The organism is Paenibacillus sp. FSL R5-0912, from assembly GCF_000758605.1.
In the GTDB taxonomy this organism is placed as follows: domain Bacteria; phylum Bacillota; class Bacilli; order Paenibacillales; family Paenibacillaceae; genus Paenibacillus_AQ.
The window spans coordinates 3,409,406-3,433,924 of sequence record NZ_CP009282.1; the positions used below are offsets into that span (position 1 = coordinate 3,409,406).

General features: G+C 53.1%; 23 protein-coding genes. 18 read left to right on the forward strand and 5 right to left on the reverse strand.

Going from position 1 to position 24,519, the window contains the following annotated elements:
- Positions 1–3 precede the first annotated feature (3 nt).
- From fmt to spoVM, 8 genes are all read left to right on the forward strand, one after another.
- Positions 4–945 (forward strand): methionyl-tRNA formyltransferase, encoded by a 942-nt coding sequence (fmt, locus tag R50912_RS14300; RefSeq protein ID WP_042235762.1) that lies wholly within the window; start codon positions 4–6, stop codon positions 943–945.
- Positions 942–2,426: a 16S rRNA (cytosine(967)-C(5))-methyltransferase RsmB gene (rsmB, locus tag R50912_RS14305; RefSeq protein ID WP_081956500.1), complete on the forward strand. Its 1,485-nt coding sequence runs from the start codon at positions 942–944 to the stop codon at positions 2,424–2,426. The genes fmt and rsmB overlap by 4 nt, the downstream gene beginning before the upstream one ends.
- A gap of 151 nt (positions 2,427–2,577) precedes the next feature.
- Complete coding sequence (gene rlmN / locus R50912_RS14310) at positions 2,578–3,618, forward strand: dual-specificity RNA methyltransferase RlmN (RefSeq protein WP_042235764.1); 1,041 nt, start codon at positions 2,578–2,580, stop codon at positions 3,616–3,618.
- Between the two features lie 6 nt (positions 3,619–3,624).
- Positions 3,625–4,401: a Stp1/IreP family PP2C-type Ser/Thr phosphatase gene (locus R50912_RS14315; RefSeq protein ID WP_042235766.1), complete on the forward strand. Its 777-nt coding sequence runs from the start codon at positions 3,625–3,627 to the stop codon at positions 4,399–4,401.
- Positions 4,398–6,605 (forward strand): Stk1 family PASTA domain-containing Ser/Thr kinase, encoded by a 2,208-nt coding sequence (gene pknB, locus R50912_RS14320; protein WP_042235767.1) that lies wholly within the window; start codon positions 4,398–4,400, stop codon positions 6,603–6,605. The genes R50912_RS14315 and pknB overlap by 4 nt, the downstream gene beginning before the upstream one ends.
- Positions 6,606–6,723: 118 nt before the next feature.
- Positions 6,724–7,629: a ribosome small subunit-dependent GTPase A gene (gene rsgA / locus R50912_RS14325; RefSeq protein WP_042136602.1), complete on the forward strand. Its 906-nt coding sequence runs from the start codon at positions 6,724–6,726 to the stop codon at positions 7,627–7,629.
- A 4-nt stretch (positions 7,630–7,633) separates the two neighbouring features.
- Entirely contained in the window at positions 7,634–8,302 is a 669-nt protein-coding gene (gene rpe / locus R50912_RS14330) for a ribulose-phosphate 3-epimerase (protein ID WP_042235769.1), read from the forward strand.
- Between the two features lie 166 nt (positions 8,303–8,468).
- Positions 8,469–8,549, forward strand: coding sequence for a stage V sporulation protein SpoVM (gene spoVM, locus R50912_RS14335; RefSeq protein WP_020431362.1), 81 nt, complete (start codon positions 8,469–8,471; stop codon positions 8,547–8,549).
- Between the two features lie 98 nt (positions 8,550–8,647).
- Here spoVM and rpmB read toward each other — a convergent pair whose 3' ends face one another.
- Positions 8,648–8,836, reverse strand: a complete 189-nt coding sequence (gene rpmB, locus R50912_RS14340; RefSeq protein WP_019911441.1) for a 50S ribosomal protein L28 — start codon at positions 8,834–8,836, stop codon at positions 8,648–8,650.
- Positions 8,837–9,027: 191 nt separating this feature from the next.
- On the opposite strand from rpmB, the gene R50912_RS14345 reads away from it, so the two are divergent.
- The 4 genes from R50912_RS14345 to R50912_RS14360 all read left to right on the forward strand — a co-directional run bounded on the left by R50912_RS14345 (position 9,028) and on the right by R50912_RS14360 (position 14,146).
- Positions 9,028–10,806, forward strand: coding sequence for a DAK2 domain-containing protein (locus R50912_RS14345; protein ID WP_042235772.1), 1,779 nt, complete (start codon positions 9,028–9,030; stop codon positions 10,804–10,806).
- Positions 10,807–10,865: 59 nt separating this feature from the next.
- The gene (locus R50912_RS14350) at positions 10,866–11,726 is read left to right on the forward strand and encodes a DegV family protein (protein ID WP_042235774.1); all 861 of its coding nucleotides are present in this window, start codon (positions 10,866–10,868) and stop codon (positions 11,724–11,726) included.
- A 14-nt stretch (positions 11,727–11,740) separates the two neighbouring features.
- Positions 11,741–13,792, forward strand: coding sequence for an ATP-dependent DNA helicase RecG (recG, locus tag R50912_RS14355; protein ID WP_042235776.1), 2,052 nt, complete (start codon positions 11,741–11,743; stop codon positions 13,790–13,792).
- 66 nt (positions 13,793–13,858) lie between these two features.
- Positions 13,859–14,146, forward strand: a complete 288-nt coding sequence (locus R50912_RS14360) for a stage VI sporulation protein F (protein WP_039298036.1) — start codon at positions 13,859–13,861, stop codon at positions 14,144–14,146.
- A 111-nt stretch (positions 14,147–14,257) separates the two neighbouring features.
- Here R50912_RS14360 and R50912_RS14365 read toward each other — a convergent pair whose 3' ends face one another.
- Both R50912_RS14365 and R50912_RS14370 read right to left on the reverse strand, forming a co-directional pair.
- Entirely contained in the window at positions 14,258–15,130 is an 873-nt protein-coding gene (locus R50912_RS14365; RefSeq protein ID WP_042235778.1) for a YitT family protein, read from the reverse strand.
- Between the two features lie 70 nt (positions 15,131–15,200).
- Complete coding sequence (locus R50912_RS14370; RefSeq protein ID WP_042235781.1) at positions 15,201–15,557, reverse strand: hypothetical protein; 357 nt, start codon at positions 15,555–15,557, stop codon at positions 15,201–15,203.
- Between the two features lie 185 nt (positions 15,558–15,742).
- Between R50912_RS14370 and R50912_RS14375 the strand changes: the two genes are divergently transcribed.
- The gene (locus R50912_RS14375; RefSeq protein WP_231637855.1) at positions 15,743–16,156 is read left to right on the forward strand and encodes a DUF2500 domain-containing protein; all 414 of its coding nucleotides are present in this window, start codon (positions 15,743–15,745) and stop codon (positions 16,154–16,156) included.
- Positions 16,157–16,297: 141 nt separating this feature from the next.
- On the forward strand, positions 16,298–19,006 hold the full coding sequence (locus R50912_RS14380) for a calcium-translocating P-type ATPase, SERCA-type (RefSeq protein WP_042242388.1): 2,709 nt from the start codon (positions 16,298–16,300) through the stop codon (positions 19,004–19,006).
- A 99-nt stretch (positions 19,007–19,105) separates the two neighbouring features.
- Here the strand turns inward: R50912_RS14380 and R50912_RS14385 are convergent, their stop codons facing one another.
- A complete protein-coding gene (locus R50912_RS14385; RefSeq protein WP_042235783.1) occupies positions 19,106–20,035 on the reverse strand; it encodes a C40 family peptidase in 930 nt (309 codons plus the stop codon).
- A 326-nt stretch (positions 20,036–20,361) separates the two neighbouring features.
- On the opposite strand from R50912_RS14385, the gene R50912_RS14390 reads away from it, so the two are divergent.
- From R50912_RS14390 to R50912_RS14400, 3 genes are all read left to right on the forward strand, one after another.
- Positions 20,362–21,438 carry an ABC transporter substrate-binding protein gene (locus R50912_RS14390; RefSeq protein ID WP_042235785.1) on the forward strand — a complete coding sequence of 359 codons (1,077 nt, stop codon included), beginning with the start codon at positions 20,362–20,364 and terminating at the stop codon, positions 21,436–21,438.
- A gap of 68 nt (positions 21,439–21,506) precedes the next feature.
- A complete protein-coding gene (locus tag R50912_RS14395; RefSeq protein WP_042136618.1) occupies positions 21,507–22,433 on the forward strand; it encodes an ABC transporter permease in 927 nt (308 codons plus the stop codon).
- Positions 22,420–23,214, forward strand: a complete 795-nt coding sequence (locus tag R50912_RS14400) for an ABC transporter ATP-binding protein (RefSeq protein WP_039298046.1) — start codon at positions 22,420–22,422, stop codon at positions 23,212–23,214. Before R50912_RS14395 ends, R50912_RS14400 begins: the two co-directional genes overlap by 14 nt.
- A 149-nt stretch (positions 23,215–23,363) precedes the next feature.
- Here the strand turns inward: R50912_RS14400 and R50912_RS36205 are convergent, their stop codons facing one another.
- Complete coding sequence (locus R50912_RS36205) at positions 23,364–23,486, reverse strand: hypothetical protein (protein ID WP_269322101.1); 123 nt, start codon at positions 23,484–23,486, stop codon at positions 23,364–23,366.
- 192 nt (positions 23,487–23,678) lie between these two features.
- On the opposite strand from R50912_RS36205, the gene R50912_RS14405 reads away from it, so the two are divergent.
- Positions 23,679–24,470: an SDR family oxidoreductase gene (locus R50912_RS14405; protein ID WP_042235790.1), complete on the forward strand. Its 792-nt coding sequence runs from the start codon at positions 23,679–23,681 to the stop codon at positions 24,468–24,470.
- Positions 24,471–24,519: the final 49 nt, after the last annotated feature.

Here is a 24,519-nt window from a genome sequence, read left to right on the forward strand (position 1 = left end):
GAAATGAAGATAGTGTTCATGGGAACGCCGGCTTTTGCGGTACCCTCCCTGCGGATGCTGCTGGAGGAGGGCTATGAGGTAGTCGCAGTGGTTACCCAGCCGGACCGTCCGCAAGGACGCAAGAAGACGCTTGCCCCTTCACCTGTGAAAGAGGCTGCACTTGAACTGGGCTTGCCGGTTCTTCAGCCGGAACGGATGCGGCGCCCGGAGGCGGTAGCTGAACTGGCTGCCTATGAGCCGGATCTGATTGTTACAGCGGCTTACGGGCAGATTCTGCCGAAAAGTGTGCTGGAGCTGCCGAAGAACGGATGTGTGAATGTCCATGGCTCACTGCTGCCGAAATACCGCGGCGGCGCCCCGATCCAGCGCTGCATCATTAACGGTGAGAAGGTAACGGGTGTGACGCTGATGTATATGGCGGAAGGACTGGATACCGGAGATATGATCTCGCGGGTAGAGGTGCCGATTGAGGACGAGGATACCTCAGGCACCATGTTCGGGAAGCTGAGCATTGCCGGACGTGATTTACTGAAGGCGGAAATGCCGCGCCTCGCGGCTGGACGTGTAGAGGCGACGGTGCAGGATGACAGCGAAGCAACTTATGCGCCGAATCTAAGCCGCGAAGATGAACGGATCGACTGGACGGCCGGGTCACTGGCAACCTATAACCGTATCCGCGGGCTGGTACCATTCTCGGGTGCCTTCACCCTATGGAATGACGAGACCTTCAAGGTATGGGCGGCGGCGAAGCCGGATAACGGCAGTTCCACCGGCGGCAATGCTGCTCCGGGTACAGTGCTGTCTGTAAGCGAACGCGGGGTTGAAGTGAAGACCGGCGACGGGATTCTCCTGTTGACAACCGTACAGCCTGCCGGCAAAAAAGCGATGAGTGCGGCAGATTTCAGCCGCGGCGCAAGTCTTAAGCCCGGCACGGTGCTGGGTTGAGCGCGGGCGGCAAAGGCGGCGGACCGCGTAATCCTTCTGGCGGCAATACATCAGCGGCTTCCGGGAGCTCAGCTCCGGGTGGTCAAGCCAGAGGAGCAGGCAAGAAGAAGCCGGGCGGCAAACCGCCGGCGGCAGCTTCTGCACGCGAGGTTGCGCTTGATGTTCTTGTCCGCGTAGAGCAGCAGGGGGCCTACAGCAATCTGCTGCTCGGCAGCAGCCTGCAGAAGGGCGCTCTCAGCCGTGAAGATACCGGACTGGCTACGGAGCTGGTGTATGGCACGATCTCACGGATGATTACTCTGGATTATGTTCTGGAGGGTTTTGTGAGCAAGGGAGTAGCTAAGCTTCAGCCTTGGGTGCGTAATTTGCTGCGTCTGAGCCTGTACCAGATTATGTATCTGGACCGGGTTCCTTCGCATGCAGCCGTTAATGAGGCTGTGAATATAGCCAAGAAACGCGGCCATCAGGGTATTTCCGGCATGGTTAACGGCGTGCTTCGAAGCGTGCTGCGGGCCGGGGAACTACCGGTGTTGCCGGAGGGGCTCAGCAGGGAAGAGCGGATCTCTATTGTTCATTCCCATCCGCTCTGGATGGTGCAGCGCTGGTCTGCGGAATATGGCACAGACACGGCGGAGGCCATGTGTGCTGCGAATAACGAAGCGCCTGCGGTCAGCGTCCGCGTCAATACAACTATGATCAGCCGTGAGGCGCTGCTGGCCGAGATGCTCGAAGCGGGTCTTGAGGCCTCTGAATCGAAGGTTAGCCCCTTCGGGGTGATTGTTAAGGGCGGCGGCAATATGGCTCTGACTTCCTGGTACAGGGACGGGTATCTCTCAGTGCAGGATGAAAGCTCCATGCTGGTGGCTGAGGTTGTAGCTCCTGAAGCAGGAATGAAGGTGCTGGACTGCTGCGCCGCTCCCGGAGGCAAAAGCGCGCATATGGGCGAGTTGATGAAGGACGAAGGAGCTATACTGGCCAATGATCTGCATGAGCATAAGGCGAAGCTTATCGCAGATCAGGCGGCCCGTCTGGGTCTGGAATGCATCGCCACCTTAAGCGGCGACGCACTGCAGTTGGGTGCCGTTCTTCAGCCGGAATCCTTCGACCGGATTCTGCTGGATGCCCCTTGCTCGGGGCTTGGAGTGATCCGGCGCAAGCCGGATCTGAAGTGGCGGAAGCAGCCCGGAGATGTGGACAGCGTAGCTGCGCTGCAGCATGAACTGCTGCAGTCGGTCGCCGGGCTCCTTAAGCCTGGCGGTGTATTGGTCTACAGCACCTGCACTACCGAGCAGGTGGAGAACGGCCGGATTATCGGGGAGTTCCTGGAGCATAATCCCGGGTTCGCTCCGGTCAGCTTCAAGACCGCCGTCTGGGGACGGCTTGAGGGAACCGCAATTGCCGCAGGCGATGGAATACAGCTGCTTCCCCATCATTTTGGAAGCGACGGATTCTATATTGCCCGGCTGGAGCGACTCTCGTAATATAGTGATTTCTGCATGGAATTACAGCTTCCCGCCCCGCAGAGGTTTTGCGCGGCGGGCTTTTCTTTTACCGGCTCTGGAATTTGTGTTAAAATAGGAAGAATGAGAAATAATACGCATATAATTTACGAAAGAACAGGTGCTAATAACAATGAAACCTTTAATATATGATTTTTCTTTAGAAGAGTTGCAGCAGTGGGCCAAGGATAACGGAGAGCCGGCTTTTCGCGGCGGACAGATTTTTGACTGGCTGTATGTGAAGCGGGTCAATGAATTTGAATCCATGAGCAATCTCTCCAAGGCACTGCGCGGCAAGCTGGTGGAACAATTCAGTATTTCGGCACTGACCGAAATTACGAAGCTGGAATCCAAAGACGGTACTGTGAAATTCCTGTTCGGTCTGCATGATGATCATGCGATTGAGACAGTTATTATGAAGCACAATTACGGCAACAGCGTATGTGTAACTACCCAGGTGGGCTGCCGGATCGGCTGTACCTTCTGCGCGTCTACGCTTGGAGGTCTGAAGCGTGATCTGACCGCAGGGGAGATTGTGGCCCAGGTAGTGCGTTCCCAGCAGATTCTTGATGCCCGCGGCGAACGCGTCAGCAGCATTGTTATCATGGGCACCGGCGAACCTTTCGAGAACTACGACGCAACCATGAGATTCCTGCGCCTCATGATCCATGAGAAGGGTCTGAATATTGGCCAGCGCCATATTACAGTATCGACCAGCGGGATTGTGCCGAATATTTACAAGTTTGCTGACGAAGATACGCAGATCAATCTGGCGATCTCGATTCATGCGCCTAATGATACGCTCCGTTCCAAGCTGATGCCGGTTAACCGCCGCTATCCGTTTGATGATGTAATCGAGTCATTGCGCTACTATCAGGCCAAGACAGGCCGCCGGATCAGCTTCGAATATGCCTTGATCGGCGGAGTGAACGATCAGCCTGAGCATGCCGAGGAATTAGCGGGTGTGCTTAAGACCATGCTCTGCCATGTGAACCTGATTCCGGTTAACCATGTGCCTGAGCGCAAGTATGTACGGACTTCCCGCAATGATATCTTTGAATTTCAGCGTATACTGGCCGATCATGGCGTGAACGTTACGATCCGCCGTGAGCAAGGCCATGATATTGCGGCCGCATGCGGTCAGCTGCGTGCCAAACATATGGAGTTGGGGTGAGGATATTTGATCAGAACAGTTCAAGCCAGCGACATTGGCCGGGTACGTACCGTCAATGAGGATTCGGTCTGGATCGGCGCTACGCGCCACGGTTATACCCTCGGCATTATAGCCGACGGGATGGGTGGACATTTGGCTGGCGATACCGCGAGCAGAATTGCGCTGGAGACGGTCAGGAACATTCTGGACCAGCTTCAGCCTGATCTTCCGGAGGCAGAGCTGAAGGAGGCACTGTCAGCCGCCATATTGGAAGCCAATCACACGGTCCACAAAGAGGCTCAAAGCGATGAGAAATACCACAACATGGGGACTACCATCGTAGCTGCTCTACTGAAAGGGTCAGCGGGATACATCGGCCATATCGGAGACAGCAGGGCATATCTCATTCAGGACGGTGCTGCAATACAACTAACCGAGGACCATACGCTGGTCAATGAGCTGTTCAAGAACGGCCAGATCAGCCTGGAGGAGCTGGGCAGCCATCCGCGCCGTAATGTGCTGACCCGGGCTCTGGGGACGGATGCCGTGGTGTCTGCAGATCTGGCTTCTGTTATGCTTGCGCCTCAGGAGCTTCTGCTGCTGTGCAGCGACGGACTCAGCAATTTCGTCAGCCCCGAGCATATGGCCAAGGTAGCCGGAATTCATGAGATTTCTCTGGAAGAAAGAGCGGATCGATTACTTCAGCTGGCATTGCTTGCCGGCGGCAACGATAATATCAGCGTTGCTATGTTAGAACACCAAGGAGAGGCCGCAGTGCCCGAGACAAAGGAGTGGGATAGATGATCGGTCACGAATTGGGCGGCCGCTACCAAGTCATCGAACGGATCGGTGGAGGTGGCATGGCGCTCGTCTACAGAGCCCATGACATTCTGCTCAACCGGAATGTTGCTATCAAAGTATTGCGCAACCAGTTTGTGCATGATGAGGAATTCATCCGCCGGTTCCGGCGGGAGGCGCAATCAGCTGCATCGTTATCTCATCCAAATGTAGTCAGCATTTACGATGTCGGCCAGGAAGATGAAGTCCATTATATTGTTATGGAATATATTGAAGGCAAGAATCTTAACGAAATCATTAAAGAGCGGGCTCCGCTGCAGGTTGACGAGTCCGTGCGGATTGCATCACAAATTTGTGATGCGCTTGATCATGCGCATCTGAATCAGATTATTCACCGCGATATTAAACCTCATAATATTCTGATCGGCCGTAATGGCCGGGTTAAAGTAACGGATTTCGGGATTGCCCGGGCGGTTACGTCCACTACCATAACCCAGACGGGTTCCGTGGTCGGTTCCGTGCATTATTTCTCGCCTGAGCATGCCAAAGGCGTGACCACAGGAGAGAAGAGCGACCTCTATTCTCTGGGAATCGTGCTCTATCAGATGCTTACCGGGGTGCTGCCTTTTCTGGGGGAAAGCCCGATTAGTGTAGCGCTGAAGCATCTGCAGGAGGAATTTGAGGAGCCGCGCCTGCTGAATCCGCTGATTCCGCAAAGCGTGGAGAATGTAATCCTGAGATCCATGCGCAAGAATCCGGAAGAAAGGTATCAGTCCGCCAAGCAAATGCTGCAGGATCTGGAGACCTGTCTGCTGCCAGAACGGCGGAGCGAGTCCAAGGTCTTATTCGATGACGAAGAGGACGAGGACAGAACGCGGGTAATTCCTGCAATCAAACCGCTCCAGCGGGGGCTGGGCAGCCGTGGCGGCGGTGGAGAGGAACGTGTCCGCAGTATGGAGGATGCTCCGCCTCCTCCACCCGGCAAGCGCAAATCGGGCCGCGCGGCGCTGTGGATCAGTCTTACCCTTATCCTGCTGATCGCCATGGGCGGGGTCGTCTGGTATGTCAACTCCAAATTGTCCGTGGATGAAGTGGCGGTGCCGGTTGTTACCGGTATTTCATTTGAGCAAGCCAAAGCTGCCCTAGAAGAGGTGGGCTTGTTCGCAGAGGAGCCGCCCGTGCAGGCGTACAACCCGAATTTTGCAGAGAATATCGTCTGGAAACAGAGCAAGACTGACACGATGGTCAAGGAAGGAACGCATATTATCCTTACGGTAAGTACCGCCAAGGTTCTGCCTAAGCTTAAGGATGTTTCTAATATGAGCTATGACGATGCAGTTAAGGAACTAATTGCACTGGGAATTGCACAGGATAGAATCAGCAGTCCGGACGAACGTTTCAGTGAAGAATTTGACAAGGGCAAAGTAATCAGCTCTGAGCCTGCGGCAAATAGTGAGTATGATCCTGAGACTGTAACGGTTAAGCTAATCGTGAGCAAGGGCGAAGAGAGCACGAATATGCCGGGCCTCCTTGGAATGACGGAGAAGGAAGCCAGAGCAGCGATTGAGAAAGCCGGCCTTGTGCTGGATGAGATTAAGGAAGAGCCAAGCTTCACTTATGAGAAGGGCGAAGTCACGAAGCAGTGGGCATATGAGGAAGGGGATCAGGTTCCCCCTGGAGAGAAAATAACCATTTACCTCAGTTCAGGTTATCCTCCGGAAGCACTGGAATATACCTTTAACGTACCGGTTGCACCTGCAGTGGACGGACAGAAGAGCAAAATCCGTATTGTCTTTGCAGATGCGCGTAATAATGGCGAGAACCAGGAGTGGGGTACACGCACGATTGGCAAAAGTCAGACCTTATCCGTGAACATGGTGCTTGCTCCCAACAAGGACGGAATGGTGTCTGTATACCGGGACGGGGAATTCCTCGAGACTTATCCTATAACTTACGTGGATGTCAAGAATAATAATGTGCAGACGCCTGAACCGCCTCCGGTTCAGACTCAGGCACCTGAGCCGACCGTTACACCTACTGAGGCTCCGGTTGAGCCGACGATCGAACCTGAGATTCTGCCGCCGGGCACCGGAGAGGGCAACGAGACAGGTACAGGTGATCAGACGGGCTTCGTACCAGGTAAAGACAACAATAATAAACTGCTTGCCGCTTCCCCTGGAAATGGCAAGGGCAAGGGCAAAAATAAATAAAAAGAGATAAGCTTCAGCGGGGCGGTGGCAACACCATTACAGCTGGAGCGGCGAAATGACCCGGGGGATCCAATCTTGGGTCATTTGCGCAAAATCAGGAGAGGAAGGCTTAATATGTATGCCTGAAGGAATCATTATCAAAGCGCTGAGCGGATATTACTATGTGAAGCCGCTTAAGGATGGACTCATCGCAACGGAGGAACAGGCTGTACAATGCCGGGGACGCGGAATACTGAAGAAAAGAGGAATAGCCCCTCTGGTAGGTGACCGGATTATCTATATGCTGACCGAGAACGGGGAGGGGATGGTGGATGAACTGCTCCCCCGTGACTCTGAACTGATCCGTCCGCAGGTAGCGAACGTGAAGCTGGCCGTACTGCTGTTCTCTGTACGGGAACCGGATATGAACCTCAACCTGCTGGACAAATTTCTCGTTCACATCGAGCATTCAGGACTGGACACGCTGATTGTATTGACCAAGCAGGATCTGGCGGATGATGAGGGCCAGGCTACAGAAGCAGTCAAAGCTCTCTATGAACAAATTGGCTATGAAGTAATGGTTACGAGCTCACTAAACGGATCAGGTGCTGATGAGCTGCGGAAGCGATTGGGCGGAATCATCAGCGTATTCTCAGGCCAGTCCGGCGTAGGAAAGTCAACCCTGCTGAACCGCCTCGTACCTGGCCTTGAGCTGGAGACAGGTGAAATCAGTATGCGGCTTGGCCGCGGGCGTCATACGACGCGTCACGTTGAATTGATGGATATCGGGAATGGCGGTTTCGTGGCCGATACACCAGGTTTCAGCCAGCTGGACTTTCTGGAGCTGGGTGTGGATGAATTGTCCGAATGCTTCCGTGAGTTCGCTTCCTATGCGGAGAATTGCAAATTCCGCGGCTGCAGCCATCTTCACGAACCGGGCTGCAAGGTGATAGAAGCATTGCAGGCTGGAGAGATTGCGGATAGCCGCTATGAGCATTACAAGCTGTTCTACAACGAAATGAAAGATAAAAAGCGGAGGTACTAAACACATGGTTATTATTGCTCCTTCCATATTGTCGGCAGATTTTGCCGCACTTGGCGCAGAAGTCAAGGAAGCCGAAGCCAGCGGTGCAGACTGGATTCATGTAGATGTGATGGACGGTCATTTTGTGCCGAATATAACCCTGGGTCCTGCCATAGTGGCAGCGGTCAAGGCTCATACTTCCTTGCCGCTGGATGTTCATCTGATGATCGAGAATCCGGAACGGTATATTGCTGATTTTGCCGCCGCAGGGGCGGCTGTAATTACCGTCCATGCCGAAGCTTGTGTACACCTGGACCGGGTGGTTCATCAGATCAAGGAGCTCGGCCTGATGGCCGGTGTGGCGATTAATCCGGGTACTCCAGCAGCGGCTGTGCGTGAGGTTCTCGAGGATGTTGATCTGGTGCTGGTCATGACAGTGAATCCGGGATTTGGCGGACAAGCCTTCATTCCGCGTACGCTGCATAAGATTACACAGCTAAGAGAATGGGCCGGTGAGATGAATCACAAGGGGCTGCGCATTGAGGTGGACGGAGGAATTGCCGAGGCTACAGCGCCACTCGTGGCTCAAGCAGGGGCAGATGTATTAGTAGCGGGCAATGCGGTCTTCGGACGCAGTGACCGTGCAGGTGCAATCCGGGCGATCCGCGAGGCGGCGGATGGTGCTGTCCTTTAATCCGGAGTGCTTAGGTATAGGCCAAGTTATACCCGCATAAATATGGTTACATGAGCAGAAATCTCATGTAGCCTTTTTTTGTAAGGGAGGTCTGCAGTTCGTTGGCATACACATCATGACAGGATAGTCTCCTACTGCATGGCATGAATTGATGGGAGGGTTAATCATGAAATTTTACACGTTCAAGCTGCCAAGATTTTTGGGAGGTTTTGTTAAAGCGATTTTGAACACTTTTCAGAAGAGCTGAGCGAGGCAGAACAGAAAACATGAAAAAAAGCACCTTACGAATGTAAAGGGTGCTTTTTGCTTCATATGAGATATCGCTAGGTCTAGGATAATCCAAGACTAAACGCGTTCAACTTTACCGGCTTTCAAAGCACGGGTGCTGACGTACACGCGTTTCGGTTTGCCGTTCACTAGGATACGGACCTTCTGAACGTTAACTCCCCAAGAGCGACGGTTGCGGTTGTTTGCGTGAGACACGTGGTTGCCGCTGCCCGGTTTCTTGCCTGTTACTGTACATTTGCGGGACATAGATTACACCTCCTTGTTACTTACACCTGCGTAAAACAATACTTAAATATAATATCACAGCAAAATTTGCTACGTCAACCGATTCAAAAACATTTATTTCTTTAGACTCTTATAGTACAATATAAATTAGTGCATTATGTCCAGTTAATCATAGAATTGATTAGGCATGAAGTTAGGAAGGGGAATTCTCATTGAGTAAGCGTTCTATAAACGGGACAGATTTTACCGCAATGGTACTCGCCGGTGCGGAAAAGCTGCAGCAGCATGCGGAGCATGTCAATTCTTTAAATGTTTTTCCGGTTCCGGATGGAGACACGGGAACAAACATGAATTTGACGATGACCGCTGGCGCGAATGAATTGAAGAAAAATAATACTGCCTCTGTAGGCCAATGTGCAGGAGTACTCTCCAAAGGACTCTTGATGGGCGCGCGGGGGAACTCCGGCGTTATTTTGTCGCAGTTATTCAGAGGTCTTGGACGTTATGCAGCCCAATATGAAGAATTGAACACGCAGCAGTTCGCTGCAGCACTGCAGACTGGCGTTGATACAGCCTACAAAGCAGTGGTTAAACCGGTTGAAGGCACGATTCTTACCGTCGCCAAGGAAGCTGCGAGACATGCAGTGTATTATGCGCGCCGTACAACGGATGTTACTGAGCTGATGACCGAGGTTTTGGCCAAAGCCAAGGAAGCGCTAGCCAATACACCTGAACTTCTGCCTGTGCTCAAGCAGGTCGGTGTTGTGGATTCCGGCGGGCAGGGTCTGGTCTACATCTATGAAGGTTTCCACCAGTATCTGACCAGCGGATCAGCCGCTGTACAGACACCTGTACAAGGACAAGCCTCAGTTCCTGCACCAATTCCTGCAGCAGTACTGACTAAACCTGAGAACGTATTGTCCTCCGTACAGTCTTCCGCCCAATCCCAGCTTTCTACGGAAGACATCGAATTTTTATATGATATGGAATTTTTCATCAACCGCCAGCTTGGCGCATCTGTGAAATCAGATTTTGATGAGGAAGTTTTTCGGAAAGCGTTGTCAGTTAACGGTGACTCCATCATCGTAATTTCGGATGATGAGACCATCAAGGTGCATGTGCACTCGAAGACTCCCGGCGAGGTGCTTAACCTGGCGCTGCTGCATGGTGAGATCACACAGATTCACATTCTTAATATGCGTGAGCAGCACCGCGATCTGTTGACAGCCGGAATGGATATTGCTCCAATGCCGGATGTATTCGCCGATATTCCGGAAGAGAAGGCCAGCATACAGTCGCCGGCAGTTCCTCCTGCGGATGATCTGGCGCCATACGGCTTCATCGCAGTCTCTTCGGGAGATGGAATCTCTGATATCTTCCGCAGCCTTGGCGTGGATGCCATCCTGGCCGGCGGCCAGACGATGAACCCGAGCACGGAGGATTTCGTTAATGCGATTTCTTCTATTTCAGCGAAGCATATCTACATTTTGCCGAATAACTCCAATATAGTACTGGCTGCGCAGCAGGCCAAGGAGCTGCTGGAAGGCGAACGTGACATCACGGTTATCCCTAGCAAGAGTATTCCCCAGGGAATCTCGGCCGCCTTTGCTTTCCAGGAAGAGGAAGCGGTAGATGCCAACACGAGCAATATGCTGGAGGCAATCGCACAGGTCAAATCGGGACAGGTTACCAATGCCGTGCGGGATACAGTCATTGAAGAGCTGGAGATCAAAGCCGGGCAGTATATCGGAATCTCGAACTCCAAGATCGTTGCTGCCGCCGATGAACTGCTTGCTGTAAGCAAGCAGCTGCTGGCTAGCATGCTGGTGAACGGTGACGAGATTGTAACGGTGCTGACAGGTGCAGATACCGAAGCAGACGTTACAGATTCCCTCAGCACATGGCTGGAAGAAACGTATCCGCAGGTTGAAGTAGAAGTTCATGATGGAGGCCAGCCGCTGTATTACTATCTTTTCTCAGTGGAGCCATAGACATCTTAGACCTAAGCAAGCAGAGTGGATCAGCTAATCATAGTATGGGGAGGAAATCCATGAATCGTACCGTAATCGTTACCGACAGCACTTCCGATATCCCGCCTGCCTTGGCGGATCAGTACGGCATTGAAGTCGTTCCGCTGACACTGATGTTCGGCGAAGAGGCTTTCCGGGATAATCTGGATATGACTCCGGAGCAGTTCTATGAGCGTCTTCCCCGCTCGCCGCAGTTGCCGACCACCTCACAGCCGTCGCCGGTCGAATATATGAACGTGTACCGCAGCATTCAGGAACGTTATCCGGGCAGTCCGATCCTGTCCTTCCATATCTCCTCCGGACTTAGCGGAACCTATCAATCTGCTGTCCTGGCCAAATCCATGCTGGAAGAGGAAGGGGAGTCGGTCACCGTGGTTGACTCCCTGTCCGCTTCCTACGGATTCGGGTTCATGGTAGTGGAAGCCGCTAGATTGGCCGGGCAGGGTAAGGCGCCGGAGGAAATTCTGGAGCAGGTAGAGAGTCTGCGCAAGTCGCGCAAGCTGTACTTCCTGGTGGATACGCTGGAATATCTCCAGAAGGGCGGCAGAATCGGCAAAGCGTCCGCCATCCTGGGTACGCTGCTCAATATCAAGCCGATCCTGTCGATCGATGCAGAAGGAATCATCTATGCGGTAGAGAAGGTTAGAGGCCGCAAGAAGGCAGTTGCCCGCATGATCGAGCTGTTCAAGGCGGATCTGCCGGGTGTGAACAAAATCAATGTGGCCGTGGGTCATACGGCTGAACCGGCTTCCGGCGAAGAATTCCTGAGGGAATTGTCCGGGCATTTCACCTTGGAAGAGAAGGTACTGACCAACATTGGACCTGTCGTAGGCAGCCATGTCGGCAACGGGACCTTAGCCGTATTCATCTGGCCCGCCTAGTATAGGGGATGAACATGGTGCTGGCTTTGGAATCCATTGAAGTGAAACAAATAACTGGCGTGAGCGCTCAAAAGCAAGGTGAGCTTCACGCCTTTGGCGTCTTTACAGTGAAGGATTTGCTGGAATACTACCCGTTCCGTTATGAGGATTTCCGGCCTAAGTCTCTTAGTGAAGTTAAGCATGGGGATAAAGCAACCCTGGTAGCTAAGGTGATCGGCATTCCGGTGCTGCAGCGCTTCGGGGGCAAATCACGTATGAGCTGCAAGATGGTGGCCGAGCCGTGGATGTTCACGGCAACATGGTTCAATCAGCATTATGCACGTGAGCAGCTGACAGTGGGCCGCGAAGTAGTATTAACCGGGAAATGGGACCAGAAACGCAATCAGATTACCGTAACCAATTATGAATTTCCGGACCGGGGAGAAGGCAAGACAGGAACCTTGCAGCCGGTGTACTCTGTAGGCGGCAAGATCACTCAGTCATGGATCCGCAAAGTCATAGGCCAGGCCCTGCAGCAGTATGGAGAGCTGATTCCGGAAATACTGCCGCACAGTATTATGCGCAAATATGATTTCATGTCGCGTAAAAAGGCGATTGCCACTATCCATCAGCCGGAGGATACACGCGAAGGTCAGCAGGGAAGGCGCAGGATGGTCTATGAAGAGCTATTCTTGTTCCAGCTCAAGGTACAGGCCTTCCGTGTACTAAACCGCGGCAGAATGGACGGTGTGGTCCATACAGTGGATAACGCTACAGTTCGCCAGTTTGTGCGGAGCCTGCCGTTTGAACTGACGGACGCCCAGAAGCATGTAGAGCTGGAGATTCTGCATGACATGCGCTCAGGGCATTGTATGAACCGGCTACTGCAAGGCGATGTAGGCTCCGGCAAAACCGTGCTGGCGGCAATCGCACTGTATGCCACTGTAAGGTCAGGGTTCCAGGGGGCACTGATGGTGCCGACTGAAATCCTGGCAGAGCAGCATATGCGCTCGCTTACGAGGATGTTTGAGCCGTTTGGTATAACCGTCGGTCTGCTGACCGGGAGTGTGACCGGACGCAAACGTAAGGATCTGCTGGCTTCCCTGCAGCTGGGAATGCTGGATGTGGTCGTCGGAACCCATGCGTTAATACAGGATGATGTCTTCTTCCGCAGTCTGGGGCTTGTAGTCACGGATGAGCAGCACCGCTTCGGGGTGAACCAGCGCAGCGTCCTGCGGCGCAAGGGCTATAATCCGGATGTGCTGACGATGACGGCAACCCCGATTCCGCGTACGCTGGCGATCACTGTTTTTGGCGACATGGATGTGTCTACACTGTCGGAACGGCCGAAGGGACGCGTACCGATTACGACCTACTGGGTGAAGCCCGATCTGATGGAGCGGGTGCTGAATCTGATCAGCCGCGAGATAGACCAGGGCCGGCAGGCCTATCTGATTTGTCCGCTCATTGAGGAGTCGGAGAAGCTCGATGTGCAGAATGCGATTGATCTGCATGTTCAGATGTCTCAGGCTTTCCCGGGATACAAGGTAGGGCTGCTTCACGGGCGGATGACACCTGCGGAGAAGGATGAAGTAATGCGTGCCTTCTATAGCAACGAAGTGCAGCTGCTGGTCTCTACGACGGTCGTAGAGGTGGGGGTGGACGTGCCGAATGCCACGCTGATGATCATCATGGATGCCGACCGCTTCGGCCTGTCCCAGCTGCATCAGCTGCGCGGACGGGTTGGCAGAGGGGAGCATACTTCCTACTGCGTGCTGATGGCAGATCCCAAATCTGAGATTGGCAGAGAGCGGATGACGGCCATGACGGATACGGACGACGGCTTCGAGGTGTCCCGGCGTGATCTGGAGCTGCGGGGACCGGGGGATTTCTTCGGGACGAAGCAGAGCGGGCTGCCGGAATTCAGGTTGGCGGATATGACAGCCGATTTCGAAACGCTGGAGCTGGCGCGCGATGATGCTGCGGAGCTGCTGCGGGATGCCGCGTTCTGGACATCAGCGGATTATGCTCCGCTGCGCGGGTACCTGCAGCAGGAGCAAATTTTCCAGGGAGATTTAATTGACTGATTAGGCACATGCGGAGACCAACCCTCATATACTGTGAATGATTGGATATGACGGGAGGTGCTATGCTTGGGTTATCAGCAATTCGGAATCAGTCCTGCGCTGGTGGATCGCATTAAGCTGAAGATGAAGAATCCGGCGGTTAAGGAACGCATCAAGAATATGATCAACGGAATTTCCAAACAAGAGCTGCAGGACACTGCCGTTGTGCGCAGACTGGTGCGCAACGCTTCTGCAGTGATGAATGAGAAGCTGACGTCCTCGCAGGAAGAGCAAATTGTTAAATTTGTGATTGCCCAGAAGATTGATCCGGGCAACACATTTCACCTGATCCGCTTATGGGGAATGTTCCGCTGACAGGGCGGAGCCTGCCCTTGCCTGATCTAACCAAAAAGCGTTCCCGCAACTAAATGCGGGAACGCTTTTTGGTTGATCAGGGGCTGGAAGCTGTCCGGTGAATACCCTTGGTCATCCTGGCGGGTGATTACGGAAGAGCGCAGAAATCCGGCTGTTCCGGGCCGCGTTAATGACAATCTTACTATCCTGGTCGCATCCGTGGACGATGGAAGCCAGCTTCTCCTCCTCCAGCCTGCTAGCCAGGCAGAAGACGGTGCCCGGCTGTCCCTCAGGACCGGTGGACCTGACGAGTTTTACTTCGCGGTCAAGAGACTGCTGGAGCCTGCGGCGGATCTCTTCACAGTTTCTGCTCGTAATCCAGACAGCCTGGGAGAGGGATAAGTCTCTTAACGAGAAGCGCAGGGCTTCAAAGGCCAGGAGGTAAGCAATGATGCTGTACATCGCCTGATCCCACCCAAACAATGAACCGCCAAAAAGCAGAATGGCACAGTTGAACAGCATAATCACCATTTCAGCAGATTTGGGCGGACCGCCATTCAGCAGCCGGACTCCCTGCTTCTCGCTTCCGCTGGTAATGCCTCCGAAGCGGACAGAGATGCCAAGTCCAAAGCCCAGGCACAGTCCGCCGGCTATCGCAGCAGGCAACGGTTCGCTGGTGGCGGCAGGGAAGTGGTGGAGGGCCAGCGAGCCCGCCGTCAGACAGATTAATCCAAGCATTGTATACAGGGCAAACCGGAGATTAATCTGCCTGCGCGACATTAGAATGAACGGAAGGTTGAGCAGGAACAGAAATAAGCCAAGACGCATTTCGGTCAGATGAGACAGCAGGGCAGACAATCCGGCGATGCCGCCCGGCAGCAGCTTGTGCGGCATCAGGAACAGTTCCAGTCCTACAGCAGCGAGCAAGCCCCCGCCTATAACCGAGAGCAGGCGAAGTATTCTGGAAGGGCGCAGGGGGGCAGCCCCTCTATATCTGATTTTCAATGGATTTCCTCCTTTCAGCAGGAAACCTGAATGATAATGCGTTGTGCACTCAAAGGATTTAGGAAAGCCTTTACCTTATAAAGTGTGATGTGCATTTCAGCGGATACAGCAGCAGCCGCTTCAGAATGATGTAAATGATGGGGAAAAACGACACACAGAGCAGAGGCAGGGACGCTTCCGGATGAAGCGCCAGCAGGTTCTCAGGATGGGCCAGCCGCGCGGAAGGAATGTAATGGAACGTTGTGTTGTGCACACGGACCGGCTGAGCCATTTTATGCTCATAACGCTCCAGTCTGGCATGCTGCACTTCGGAAGCCTCCTGTACGTTCAGCAGTTGGGAAGAAGCAGCCAGAAATGTCAGGAGAAGCACCGGTATGAAGGCCGCCTTCAGCAGCTTAGAAATGGACAAGCGCGCTAGATATGTCATCAAGAGAACACCTCCTTACTGTATATTGTAGTTAAAGCATAACATATGATTCTGGGCAGGACCAAATTTCCGGCACTTTTTTTGGGGGGGGAATTTCATGAAAATACGAAACCAGAGCCGGTACACCGCGTATTCTCTAGTAAAATGAACATTTTATAATTATTTTTACCAAAGGAGCGTTTAATTTGCATATAGAGGGCATTTTTAACGGATTTCTCAATTCGGCTTTAGCCAGTTCCTCCCGCGGCTTCTTCTCCGAAGGGCCATATTTATTACAGCTGGTGCTGCTGCTGATCGCAGTTTTTGTTGCTTACACTATTACCAGAGCCCTGAAGATCTGGATGACCAACAATGCCAGCCCGCTCGAGTCGAGGGTGGCGACAGCAGTTACTAAACGCGCGGAGGTGTGGGGCGGCAGAGGGCATGCGGGTACTCACACCAGCTACTATGTAACCTTTGAATTCCAGGACGGGAACCGGAGGGAGCTGGAAGTGAAGGCCAAAGCGTATGGTCTGATCGTTGAGGGAGACAGGGGGGAGCTGACCAGCAAGGGGACCCGGTTCAAAGGATTCGCCCGTTCGAGCAGGCGCAACCTTTGATAAATATACATATGTTTTTAGAATTCTCCTGCTATTTTTGGGTAAAACTCCATATAAGGGTTTGATTGAACTAAATAAATTATAGAAGGAGCGGATGATTTGAACTCAGATTCTACTAAAAGCAAAAGTAAAGAAGGTGTACTGTTCCATACTCTGGATACGGCTGAGGTGCTAAAGCAGCTGGAGAGCAGGGAAGCAGGGCTGACTGCAGAAGAAGCGGCACGGCAACTGGAACATTACGGCAAGAACATGCTGCAGGAAGCCAAGTCTAAATCGCTGCTGGCCAAATTCATTGAGCAATTCAAGAATGTAATGATTTTCATCCTGCTGGCGGCTGCCGTACTCTCGGGAATCCTTGGAGAGTGGACGGATACCGTTATCATTTTGCTGGTGGTGATCCTGAATGCGGTGCTGGGCGTCATCCAGGAGAACAAAGCGGAGCAGGCGCTGGAGGCTCTCAAAAGCATGTCCTCTCCGCAGGCGAGAGTCCGCCGGGGCGGACAGGTCACAGAGATCAAAAGCGAGGAGCTGGTGCCTGGCGATATTGTGCTGCTGGAAGCCGGCAACGTGGTGCCCGCTGATCTACGTCTGCTCGAAGCGGCGTCACTGAAGACCGAGGAGGCGGCGCTGACCGGTGAATCACTGCCCTCGGATAAGCAATCGGGAGTGCTGGAAGGCAACGATCTTGTGATCGGTGACCGGACGAATATGGCTTATATGAGCAGCAGCGTAACCTATGGACGGGGTGTGGGTGTGGTAACGGCTACGGGGATGCATACCGAAGTGGGCCGGATCGCCGGATACATCTCCGAGGCGGAGAATGAAGTTACCCCATTGCAGAAAAAGCTGGATGAGCTTGGAAAATATTTCACCTTCATTATCCTGGGTGTCTGTGTCGTTATCTTCGTGGTCGGCTGGTTGGAGGGCAGAGAGCTGCTTGATATGCTGCTGACCTCCATCTCACTTGCAGTAGCGGCGATTCCGGAAGGTCTTCCGGCCATCGTAACCATCATTCTGGCGCTAGGCGTGCAGCGGATGGCTAAGCGTAAGGCAATTATCCGCAAACTGCCTGCTGTGGAGACACTGGGCAGTACGGAGATTATCTGCTCTGACAAGACGGGCACATTAACACTTAACAAGATGACCGTTGAAAAGCTGTATGTTGGCGGAGAGACGGTCGAGGCCGATTCGAAGCTTAACGATACGCCGGGCGGTGATTTGCTACTGCAAGCGATGACCCTGTGCAATGATTCCAGCATAGACGAAGGCAAAAGTGCTGCAGATAAAGCTTCGGATGGGGCCCGGGCAGAGGTGAAGCCTGGTTTAGCAGGCGGGACAAGGAGCGGTAAAGCCATTATCGGCGACCCTACCGAAACGGCGCTGGTTGACTTCGCACTCAGCATCGGGACAGACAAACGGGAGCTGGAGCAGCGTTATCCGCGGGTGAATGAGCTGCCTTTTGATTCGGACCGAAAGCTGATGACGACGATTCATAAGCTGGATAACGGTGAGTTTCGGGTGCTAACCAAGGGAGCGCCGGATGTACTGGTGTCCAAATGCAGCCATATTCAAGAGAACGGCACCGTGGTGCCCTTGACGGAGGCGCATATCAGCAGGATCACAGCCAGCAACAAAAGTCTGGCAGACGAAGCGCTGCGGGTGTTGGCGTTTGCTTACCGCGACCATGCAGAGCAGCCCTCCGATCCTTCGCCGGAGGGGACGGAGAAGGATCTGGTGTTCATCGGCCTGACCGGGATGATCGATCCGCCGCGCGAGGAGGTCCGGGATGCGGTTGCCGTGTGCAGACGGGCGGGCATCCGTCCGGTGATGATCACCGGGGACCACCGGGACACGGCTGCCGCCATTGCTAAGCGGCTTGGAATCATCGACGATGACAAGGCAGTGCTGACCGGCCGCGAGCTGGATCAGATCAGCGAGGCGGATTTTGCCACAAGAGTGGCCGATTATTCCGTGTACGCCCGTGTATCACCTGAGCATAAGGTGCGGATCGTCAAGGCCTGGAGACAAATGGGCAAAATCGTTGCTATGACAGGTGACGGAGTTAATGATGCGCCTGCGCTGAAATCAGCGGATATCGGTGTTGGTATGGGCATCACAGGAACAGATGTGGCCAAAGGCGTATCCGACATGGTACTGGCCGATGATAATTTCACTACGATTGTCGTTGCTGTCGAAGAAGGCCGCAAGGTATACAGCAACATCCGCAAAGCGATCCAGTTCCTGCTGTCGGCCAATTTGGGGGAAGTGGTGACCCTGTTCATTGCGACACTGATCGGCTGGCGGATTCTTGAACCGATTCATATCCTGTGGATTAATCTGGTCACAGATACCCTGCCGGCGCTCGCGCTCGGACTGGAAAAAGCGGATAATGATGTGATGTCGAAGAAGCCGCGTAAATCGAGCAGCAGTATTTTTGCCGGAGGCGTGGGGATTGGAATCATCTATCAAGGGCTGCTTGAGGCGGCACTGACCCTGCTGGTGTATTACTGGGCACATACCCATTACGACGAAGGTGTTGCAGTCACGATGGCCTTTGCGACGTTGGGACTGCTGCAGCTTACCCATGCTTTCAATGTCAGATCCAATACCAAGTCATTGTTCCAGATCGGCTTGTTCAGCAACCGCTACATGCTGGGGGCTTCGGTCATCTCGGGACTTCTGCTGGTGCTGGTTATTATCATTCCCGGGCTGAATGAATGGTTCGGAGTGGAGCATCTGAGCGGTCTGCAGTGGGGAATTGTCTGCGGGGCTGCAGTGGCGATAGTGGTGATTGTGGAGCTGGTGAAGCTGATTCTCCGCTTAAGCGGGCGCAGTAAGAACTGGGAATAGTATACTGCCGGACAATGGCGGTGGCATAAAAAAATGCAAGGTGGTACGGCGCTTCGGCAGAAGCCCGTAACCTTCCTTGCATTTGTTATATTTAGGGGATTATAACACCCGCTGCATGTGCAGAATAACATTACTCCAGTACCCGCTGTCCAGGTCACTGATCTGTACTCCGGGATCGCCCCAAGTATGAATGAAACTGCCGCCCCCCATGTAGATGCCTACATGACCGGGAATGGCGTCGCTCTCGAATCGGCCGGGTACCGTGAAGAAAATTAAATCCCCGGGCTCCAGCTCGCTTCTTGATATGCGTCTGCCGATATTATCCTGATCTTTGGCCAGCCGAGGGAGATCGACACCAAATTTCTTAAATACATGACGGGTGAAGGATGAGCAGTCAAACCGTTTGGTCTCCTCATAAGGTCCGGCACCGAAATCGTAGGGTACGCCGAGATACTTCTTGGCATAGGCGATTAGTTCACCGGTATCCACATTGGAGACACTCTGGATCCGCAGCGGCTTAGCTGCTTCACCTGCACCAGTATTGGCAGTAGTATCCCTGTCAGAGGGGGCAGCAATATTGATCTCTCCGGTGCTTGGATTCCAGCCAACCTCGGTCTGCAGCAGCTTGGACAATGCATTAGGCGTGATGTAGATTTGACCTTCGCGGCGGATAGGAACATCCGGCAGGGTGATCTTCTCCCCCAGGGAGAAAACCTGGCTGGAATCCGGACGGAGCATGTACATTACATCGCTATAGCCCAGCTTGGTATATCCTCCGCTTGAGGTGTCGTCTTTCATTCTGTATCCTATGGAGGCAGCGGCCGGCTTCAGCGGAATCCAATACTTGCCTTCTTTGTCCGTGATGGCATTCTTCTCATAGTAGCTCCCGGCAAATGTTCCGGTTGGCGTAACCGAATTCCCCTTCGGGGTATCGTCCTTGCTGGAATAGCTGCAGGCGGTTGAGCCAAGAATGACGGCAGTAAGCAGTGCGGCTGTGGCCGCAGTTTTGTATGCGTTGTTTATTGGCATTTGGCACGCTCCATCTTCAAACTTTAAGTAAAGTTTGTGCAGGGCGGCTTTTTTTATGTGGATAAGGGTTTAGCAATCAATGTCAAGAGCAACAGGCTTGTTCTTGTCGAAACATCAGCCCATTGTGCGTTTTTTGTAAAATATGGAGCCGTGATAAATGATTGACGGAAAATCAACCTACATATAATATATGTTTAATAGATTGCGGCAGTGGATGCGGAAATGGTGCGGGCTTTTGCTTTAATGCTTTCAAAGATGAAAGCGATACTGCTGAACCGCTAACCCAGGTTCGCGCGCTGAATCCGTAAAAGAAGAGGGGTTATCTGATGAAGAGAAAGAACATTTGGCTTGGCCTGAGTATGTCCTTGATGCTGGTAGCAGCAGGTTGCGGTAACAATAATGCAGCCGTAAATAATGGAGCCAATGCAGGAAATACTCCGGCAAACGCAACCAGCGCTCCGGCAGACACCGGTTCTGCGGAGACCAAATCCTATACGATTGCCATCTCACAGTATGTAGAACATCCGTCGCTGGATGCAACACGGGAAGGCTTCCTGGCGGCACTGAAGGACGCCGGAATCGTGGAAGGCGAGAATTTGACGGTAGACCTGGAGAATGCCCAGGCGGATCAGGCAAATAACCTGTCCATTGCCCAGAAGATTGCCGGCGACAAAAATGACCTGGTACTGGCCATCGCCACTCCTTCCGCTCAATCGGTCGTACAGAATGTAAACAAGGACACACCAATTCTGTTCGCGGCAGTCACTGACCCGCTGGATGCCAAACTTGTAAGCGACCTGGATCATCCCGGCGGCAATGTCTCCGGCGCATCCGATACGAATCCAGAATCGATTACGCGTCTGATGAATTTCATCGCAACGCAGTTTGCGGATGTGAAGAAGCTGGGACTTGTCATTAATGAAGGTGAACCTAACGCAGTAGTTATGGCGGATATTGCCAAGGAAGAGCTGGACAAGCACGGTATTGAGCTGGTCAAGGCGGCGATCACGAATACATCGGAAGTGAAGCAGGCTGCTGAGTCCCTCGTTGGACGTGTGGATGCCCTCTACATTACACTTGATAACTCTGTTGTAAGCGGTGTGGATACAATCATTCAGACTGCCAATGACAACAAGCTTCCGTTCTTCTCTGCAGACCGTGATACGGTGGAGAAGGGTGCTTTTGCAACTGTAGGCTTCAAATATTATGATCATGGCTACCAGGTTGGCGAAATGGCAGTGGAAGTGCTTAAGAACGGTACAAGCCCGGGTGATATGAAGGTAACGATGCAAGAGAAGCTGGATCTCATTCTTAACCTCAAAGCGGCAGCAGCTCAGGGCATTGAAGTAACCGATGCTATGAAGGCTGAAGTTGCAGATCCTGACAATAACATTATTCAATAACATACAGATATCATAAGGGGGCGTTCCCAATGCGGGCGCCCTTTGCCGCTTGAGGGAGGAAGTCATCTATGTATAGTTCATTAATCGGCGCCCTGGAAATGGGCCTGCTGTACGCTTTTATGGCACTCGGGGTGTATATTACATTTCGTATTCTTGATTTTCCGGATTTAACTGTAGACGGGAGCTTCACCACCGGCGGCGCGATTGCCGCGGTCATGATAACCCACGGATATTCTCCGCTGCTGGCAACAGTATGTGCCCTGCTCGGAGGGATGGCTGCAGGCATGTGTACAGGACTGCTGCACACTAAAGGGAAGATCAACGGCCTGCTATCCGGGATTCTGATGATGATTGCGCTATATTCCATCAATCTGCGGATTCTCGTGCGGCCGAATGTTTCCTTAATGGGTGAGGTATCTCTTTTCAGCTCTATTAATCCTCTGTTGGTTATGCCCTTTGTGGTTCTGCTGGTCAAGATCCTGATGGATCTGTTCCTGCGTACAGACCTTGGACTTGCCCTGCGTGCAACAGGAGATAATTCCCGGATGATCCGCAGCTTCGGGGTCAATACGGATACTACGACGATTCTCGGTATCAGTCTGGCGAACGGAATGGTGGCCCTCTCGGGTGCACTGATCGCTCAATATTCTACATTTGCCGATTCATCCATGGGTATAGGCATGATTGTTATCGGGCTGGCTTCGGTAATTATCGGGGAAGCGATATTCGGTGCGGGTAACGTCTTCCGCGCTACATTGGCTGTAGTGCTCGGCTCCATCGTCTACCGGATCGTTGTGGCGCTGGCTCTGCGGGTGCCATGGCTCAAGGCTTCGGATCTCAAGCTGATTACGGCTATTATCGTTATCATCGCCCTCGTCTTCCCGTCTGTTCAGCGGTTCCTGAAGCAGAAGACGATGGCCCGCAGACGGACTGAAGAGCTTGCGGAGCTGACCCGCAGCAGCAAGAAAGGAGGGGCAGCCGATGCTAAAGCTTGATAATGTATCCAAGCTGTTCAACCCGGGTTCCCCTGACGAGAAGATTGCCCTGCTGGGTATAGATCTGGAGCTGAGCGCCGGAGATTTCGTGACGATTATTGGCAGCAACGGGGCCGGTAAATCGACACTGATGAATATTATATCCGGTGTCATGAAGCCGGATCTCGGTGAAGCGCGCATTGAAGGCAGCTCGATCAGCAATCTGGCCGAGTACCAGCGCGCACGCTGGATCGGCCGTGTCTTCCAGGACCCGATGGCTGGTACAGCGCCTCATATGACCATTGAGGAGAACCTGGCCATGGCTTATAAGCGGGGTCAGAGCCGCGGGCTGTCCTTCGGAGTGAATGCGGCCAGACGCACGCTGTTCCGGGAGCAGCTCAGCAAGCTGGGCATTGGCCTGGAGAACCGGCTGCGCGCTAAGGTAGGGCTGCTCTCCGGAGGCGAGCGGCAGGCGCTTAGCCTGCTGATGGCGACCTTCACCCAGCCGCAGATTCTGCTGCTGGATGAGCATACAGCTGCGCTGGACCCTTCGCGCGCTGAACTGATCACGAAGCTTACGGAATCCATTGTCCGTGAGATGAAGCTGACTACACTGATGGTCACCCACAACATGGATCAGGCTATCCGTTTAGGCAACCGGCTGATTATGATGGACAAGGGGTCGATCATTCTCGATTTTGATGAATCCCGCAAGAAGGATCTGACGGTAGAGCGGCTGCTTGGTGAATTCGAAGCCATTAGCGGCCATAAGCTGGCGGATGACCGGATGATGCTGGGATAAGCAGGTATCGAACCTGGTGAAGGCTTGAGTGCTGTCTGTTAAATGGACAGCTGCTCAAGCCTTTATTGTTGTGTCTTTACTCTTTAATGGTGAAGAGGATTCGGTTAAATCCGTCCAGGGCTTCCTTCAGTTGAGTCAGATGACGTTCTTCATAAATGCCGATGAAACACAGCTGACCATTTGCCTTCAGGCTTCCGGTTCAGGGTCTCGGACGAGAGGCCGGAGACCGCAGCGCAGATCTGATCACGGATCCCTTCATTATGATTCATCATGAGTAATAATCTCCTCTGTGTAGAAAATAAAAGCATGTCTAAAGTCAATTTCATTAGAGCCTCTTAAATTATATCCCCAAATATGCTTTGTCAAAACAGCAGGGCCAGCCGATTCACCAAGCGGTATGGGAGGTATATTTAACGAAAGAACTTGATTTTGAACAACAATGACCATAGGAGGAAACTACACATATGAACACTAAGAAGCTGGAAGGCAAAGTAGCAATCGTAACCGGAGGCGGATCGGGCATCGGCCGGGCCACGGTGCTGGAGTTCGCCAGAAATGGAGCTAAGGTGGCTCTTCTGGACCGGACCGTGGAGAACGCAGAGAAGGTTGCACGTCAGGTGGTGCAGGAAGGCGGAGAAGCCGCTGTGTTCGAATGCGACATCGCTGAGCCGCAGCAGGTGGAGGACGCCGTGAAGCAGGTTGTTGCCAAGTGGGGGAAGCTTGACATCGTGTTTGCGAATGCCGGGATTAACGGAGCGATGACACCAATTGAGACAATGGATATTGAGTCCTGGGACCAGACCATACAGATCAATCTCCGCGGTACGTTCGCTACGGTCAAATATGCCATCCCCCATTTGAAGGAGCAGGGCGGCAGCATCCTGATCAACAGCTCCATCAACGGTAACCGTGTATTCTCCAACATCGGATTCTCAGCATATAGCACAACGAAGGCCGGGCAGGTCGCTTTTATGAAAATGGCGGCGCTGGAGCTGGCCCAGTTCAAAATCCGCGTGAACGCCATCTGTCCTGGTGCGATCACCACTAATATTGATGACAATACGTACCCTTCGGATGATCTTAAGGAAGTGCAGATCGAGGTTGAATTCCCGGATGGCGGACAGCCGCTGGAGAAGGGACCCGGGCGTCCTGATCAGGTAGCCAAGCTGGCGCTGTTCCTGGCTTCTGCGGATTCGGATCATATTACAGGAACGGAAATCTACTGTGATGGAGCAGAATCGCTGCTGCATGGCTGATTCTTCTATTCGTACCTTTCCACTCATATAATGTATGGAGTACAGCCTT

Coding starts and splice junctions, on each gene's coding strand:
- rpmB (WP_019911441.1), bottom strand. CDS start 8,836: ATGTCCCGCAAATGTACAGTAACAGGCAAGAAACCGGGCAGCGGCAAC.
- recG (WP_042235776.1), top strand. CDS start 11,741: ATGGTGCTGGCTTTGGAATCCATTGAAGTGAAACAAATAACTGGCGTG.
- R50912_RS14385 (WP_042235783.1), bottom strand. CDS start 20,035: ATGCCAATAAACAACGCATACAAAACTGCGGCCACAGCCGCACTGCTT.
- R50912_RS36205 (WP_269322101.1), bottom strand. CDS start 23,486: ATGATGAATCATAATGAAGGGATCCGTGATCAGATCTGCGCTGCGGTC.
- R50912_RS14405 (WP_042235790.1), top strand. CDS start 23,679: ATGAACACTAAGAAGCTGGAAGGCAAAGTAGCAATCGTAACCGGAGGC.
- rpe (WP_042235769.1), top strand. CDS start 7,634: ATGGTTATTATTGCTCCTTCCATATTGTCGGCAGATTTTGCCGCACTT.
- pknB (WP_042235767.1), top strand. CDS start 4,398: ATGATCGGTCACGAATTGGGCGGCCGCTACCAAGTCATCGAACGGATC.
- rlmN (WP_042235764.1), top strand. CDS start 2,578: ATGAAACCTTTAATATATGATTTTTCTTTAGAAGAGTTGCAGCAGTGG.
- R50912_RS14350 (WP_042235774.1), top strand. CDS start 10,866: ATGAATCGTACCGTAATCGTTACCGACAGCACTTCCGATATCCCGCCT.
- R50912_RS14400 (WP_039298046.1), top strand. CDS start 22,420: ATGCTAAAGCTTGATAATGTATCCAAGCTGTTCAACCCGGGTTCCCCT.
- spoVM (WP_020431362.1), top strand. CDS start 8,469: ATGAAATTTTACACGTTCAAGCTGCCAAGATTTTTGGGAGGTTTTGTT.
- R50912_RS14395 (WP_042136618.1), top strand. CDS start 21,507: ATGTATAGTTCATTAATCGGCGCCCTGGAAATGGGCCTGCTGTACGCT.
- R50912_RS14390 (WP_042235785.1), top strand. CDS start 20,362: ATGAAGAGAAAGAACATTTGGCTTGGCCTGAGTATGTCCTTGATGCTG.
- rsgA (WP_042136602.1), top strand. CDS start 6,724: ATGCCTGAAGGAATCATTATCAAAGCGCTGAGCGGATATTACTATGTG.
- R50912_RS14370 (WP_042235781.1), bottom strand. CDS start 15,557: ATGACATATCTAGCGCGCTTGTCCATTTCTAAGCTGCTGAAGGCGGCC.
- fmt (WP_042235762.1), top strand. CDS start 4: ATGAAGATAGTGTTCATGGGAACGCCGGCTTTTGCGGTACCCTCCCTG.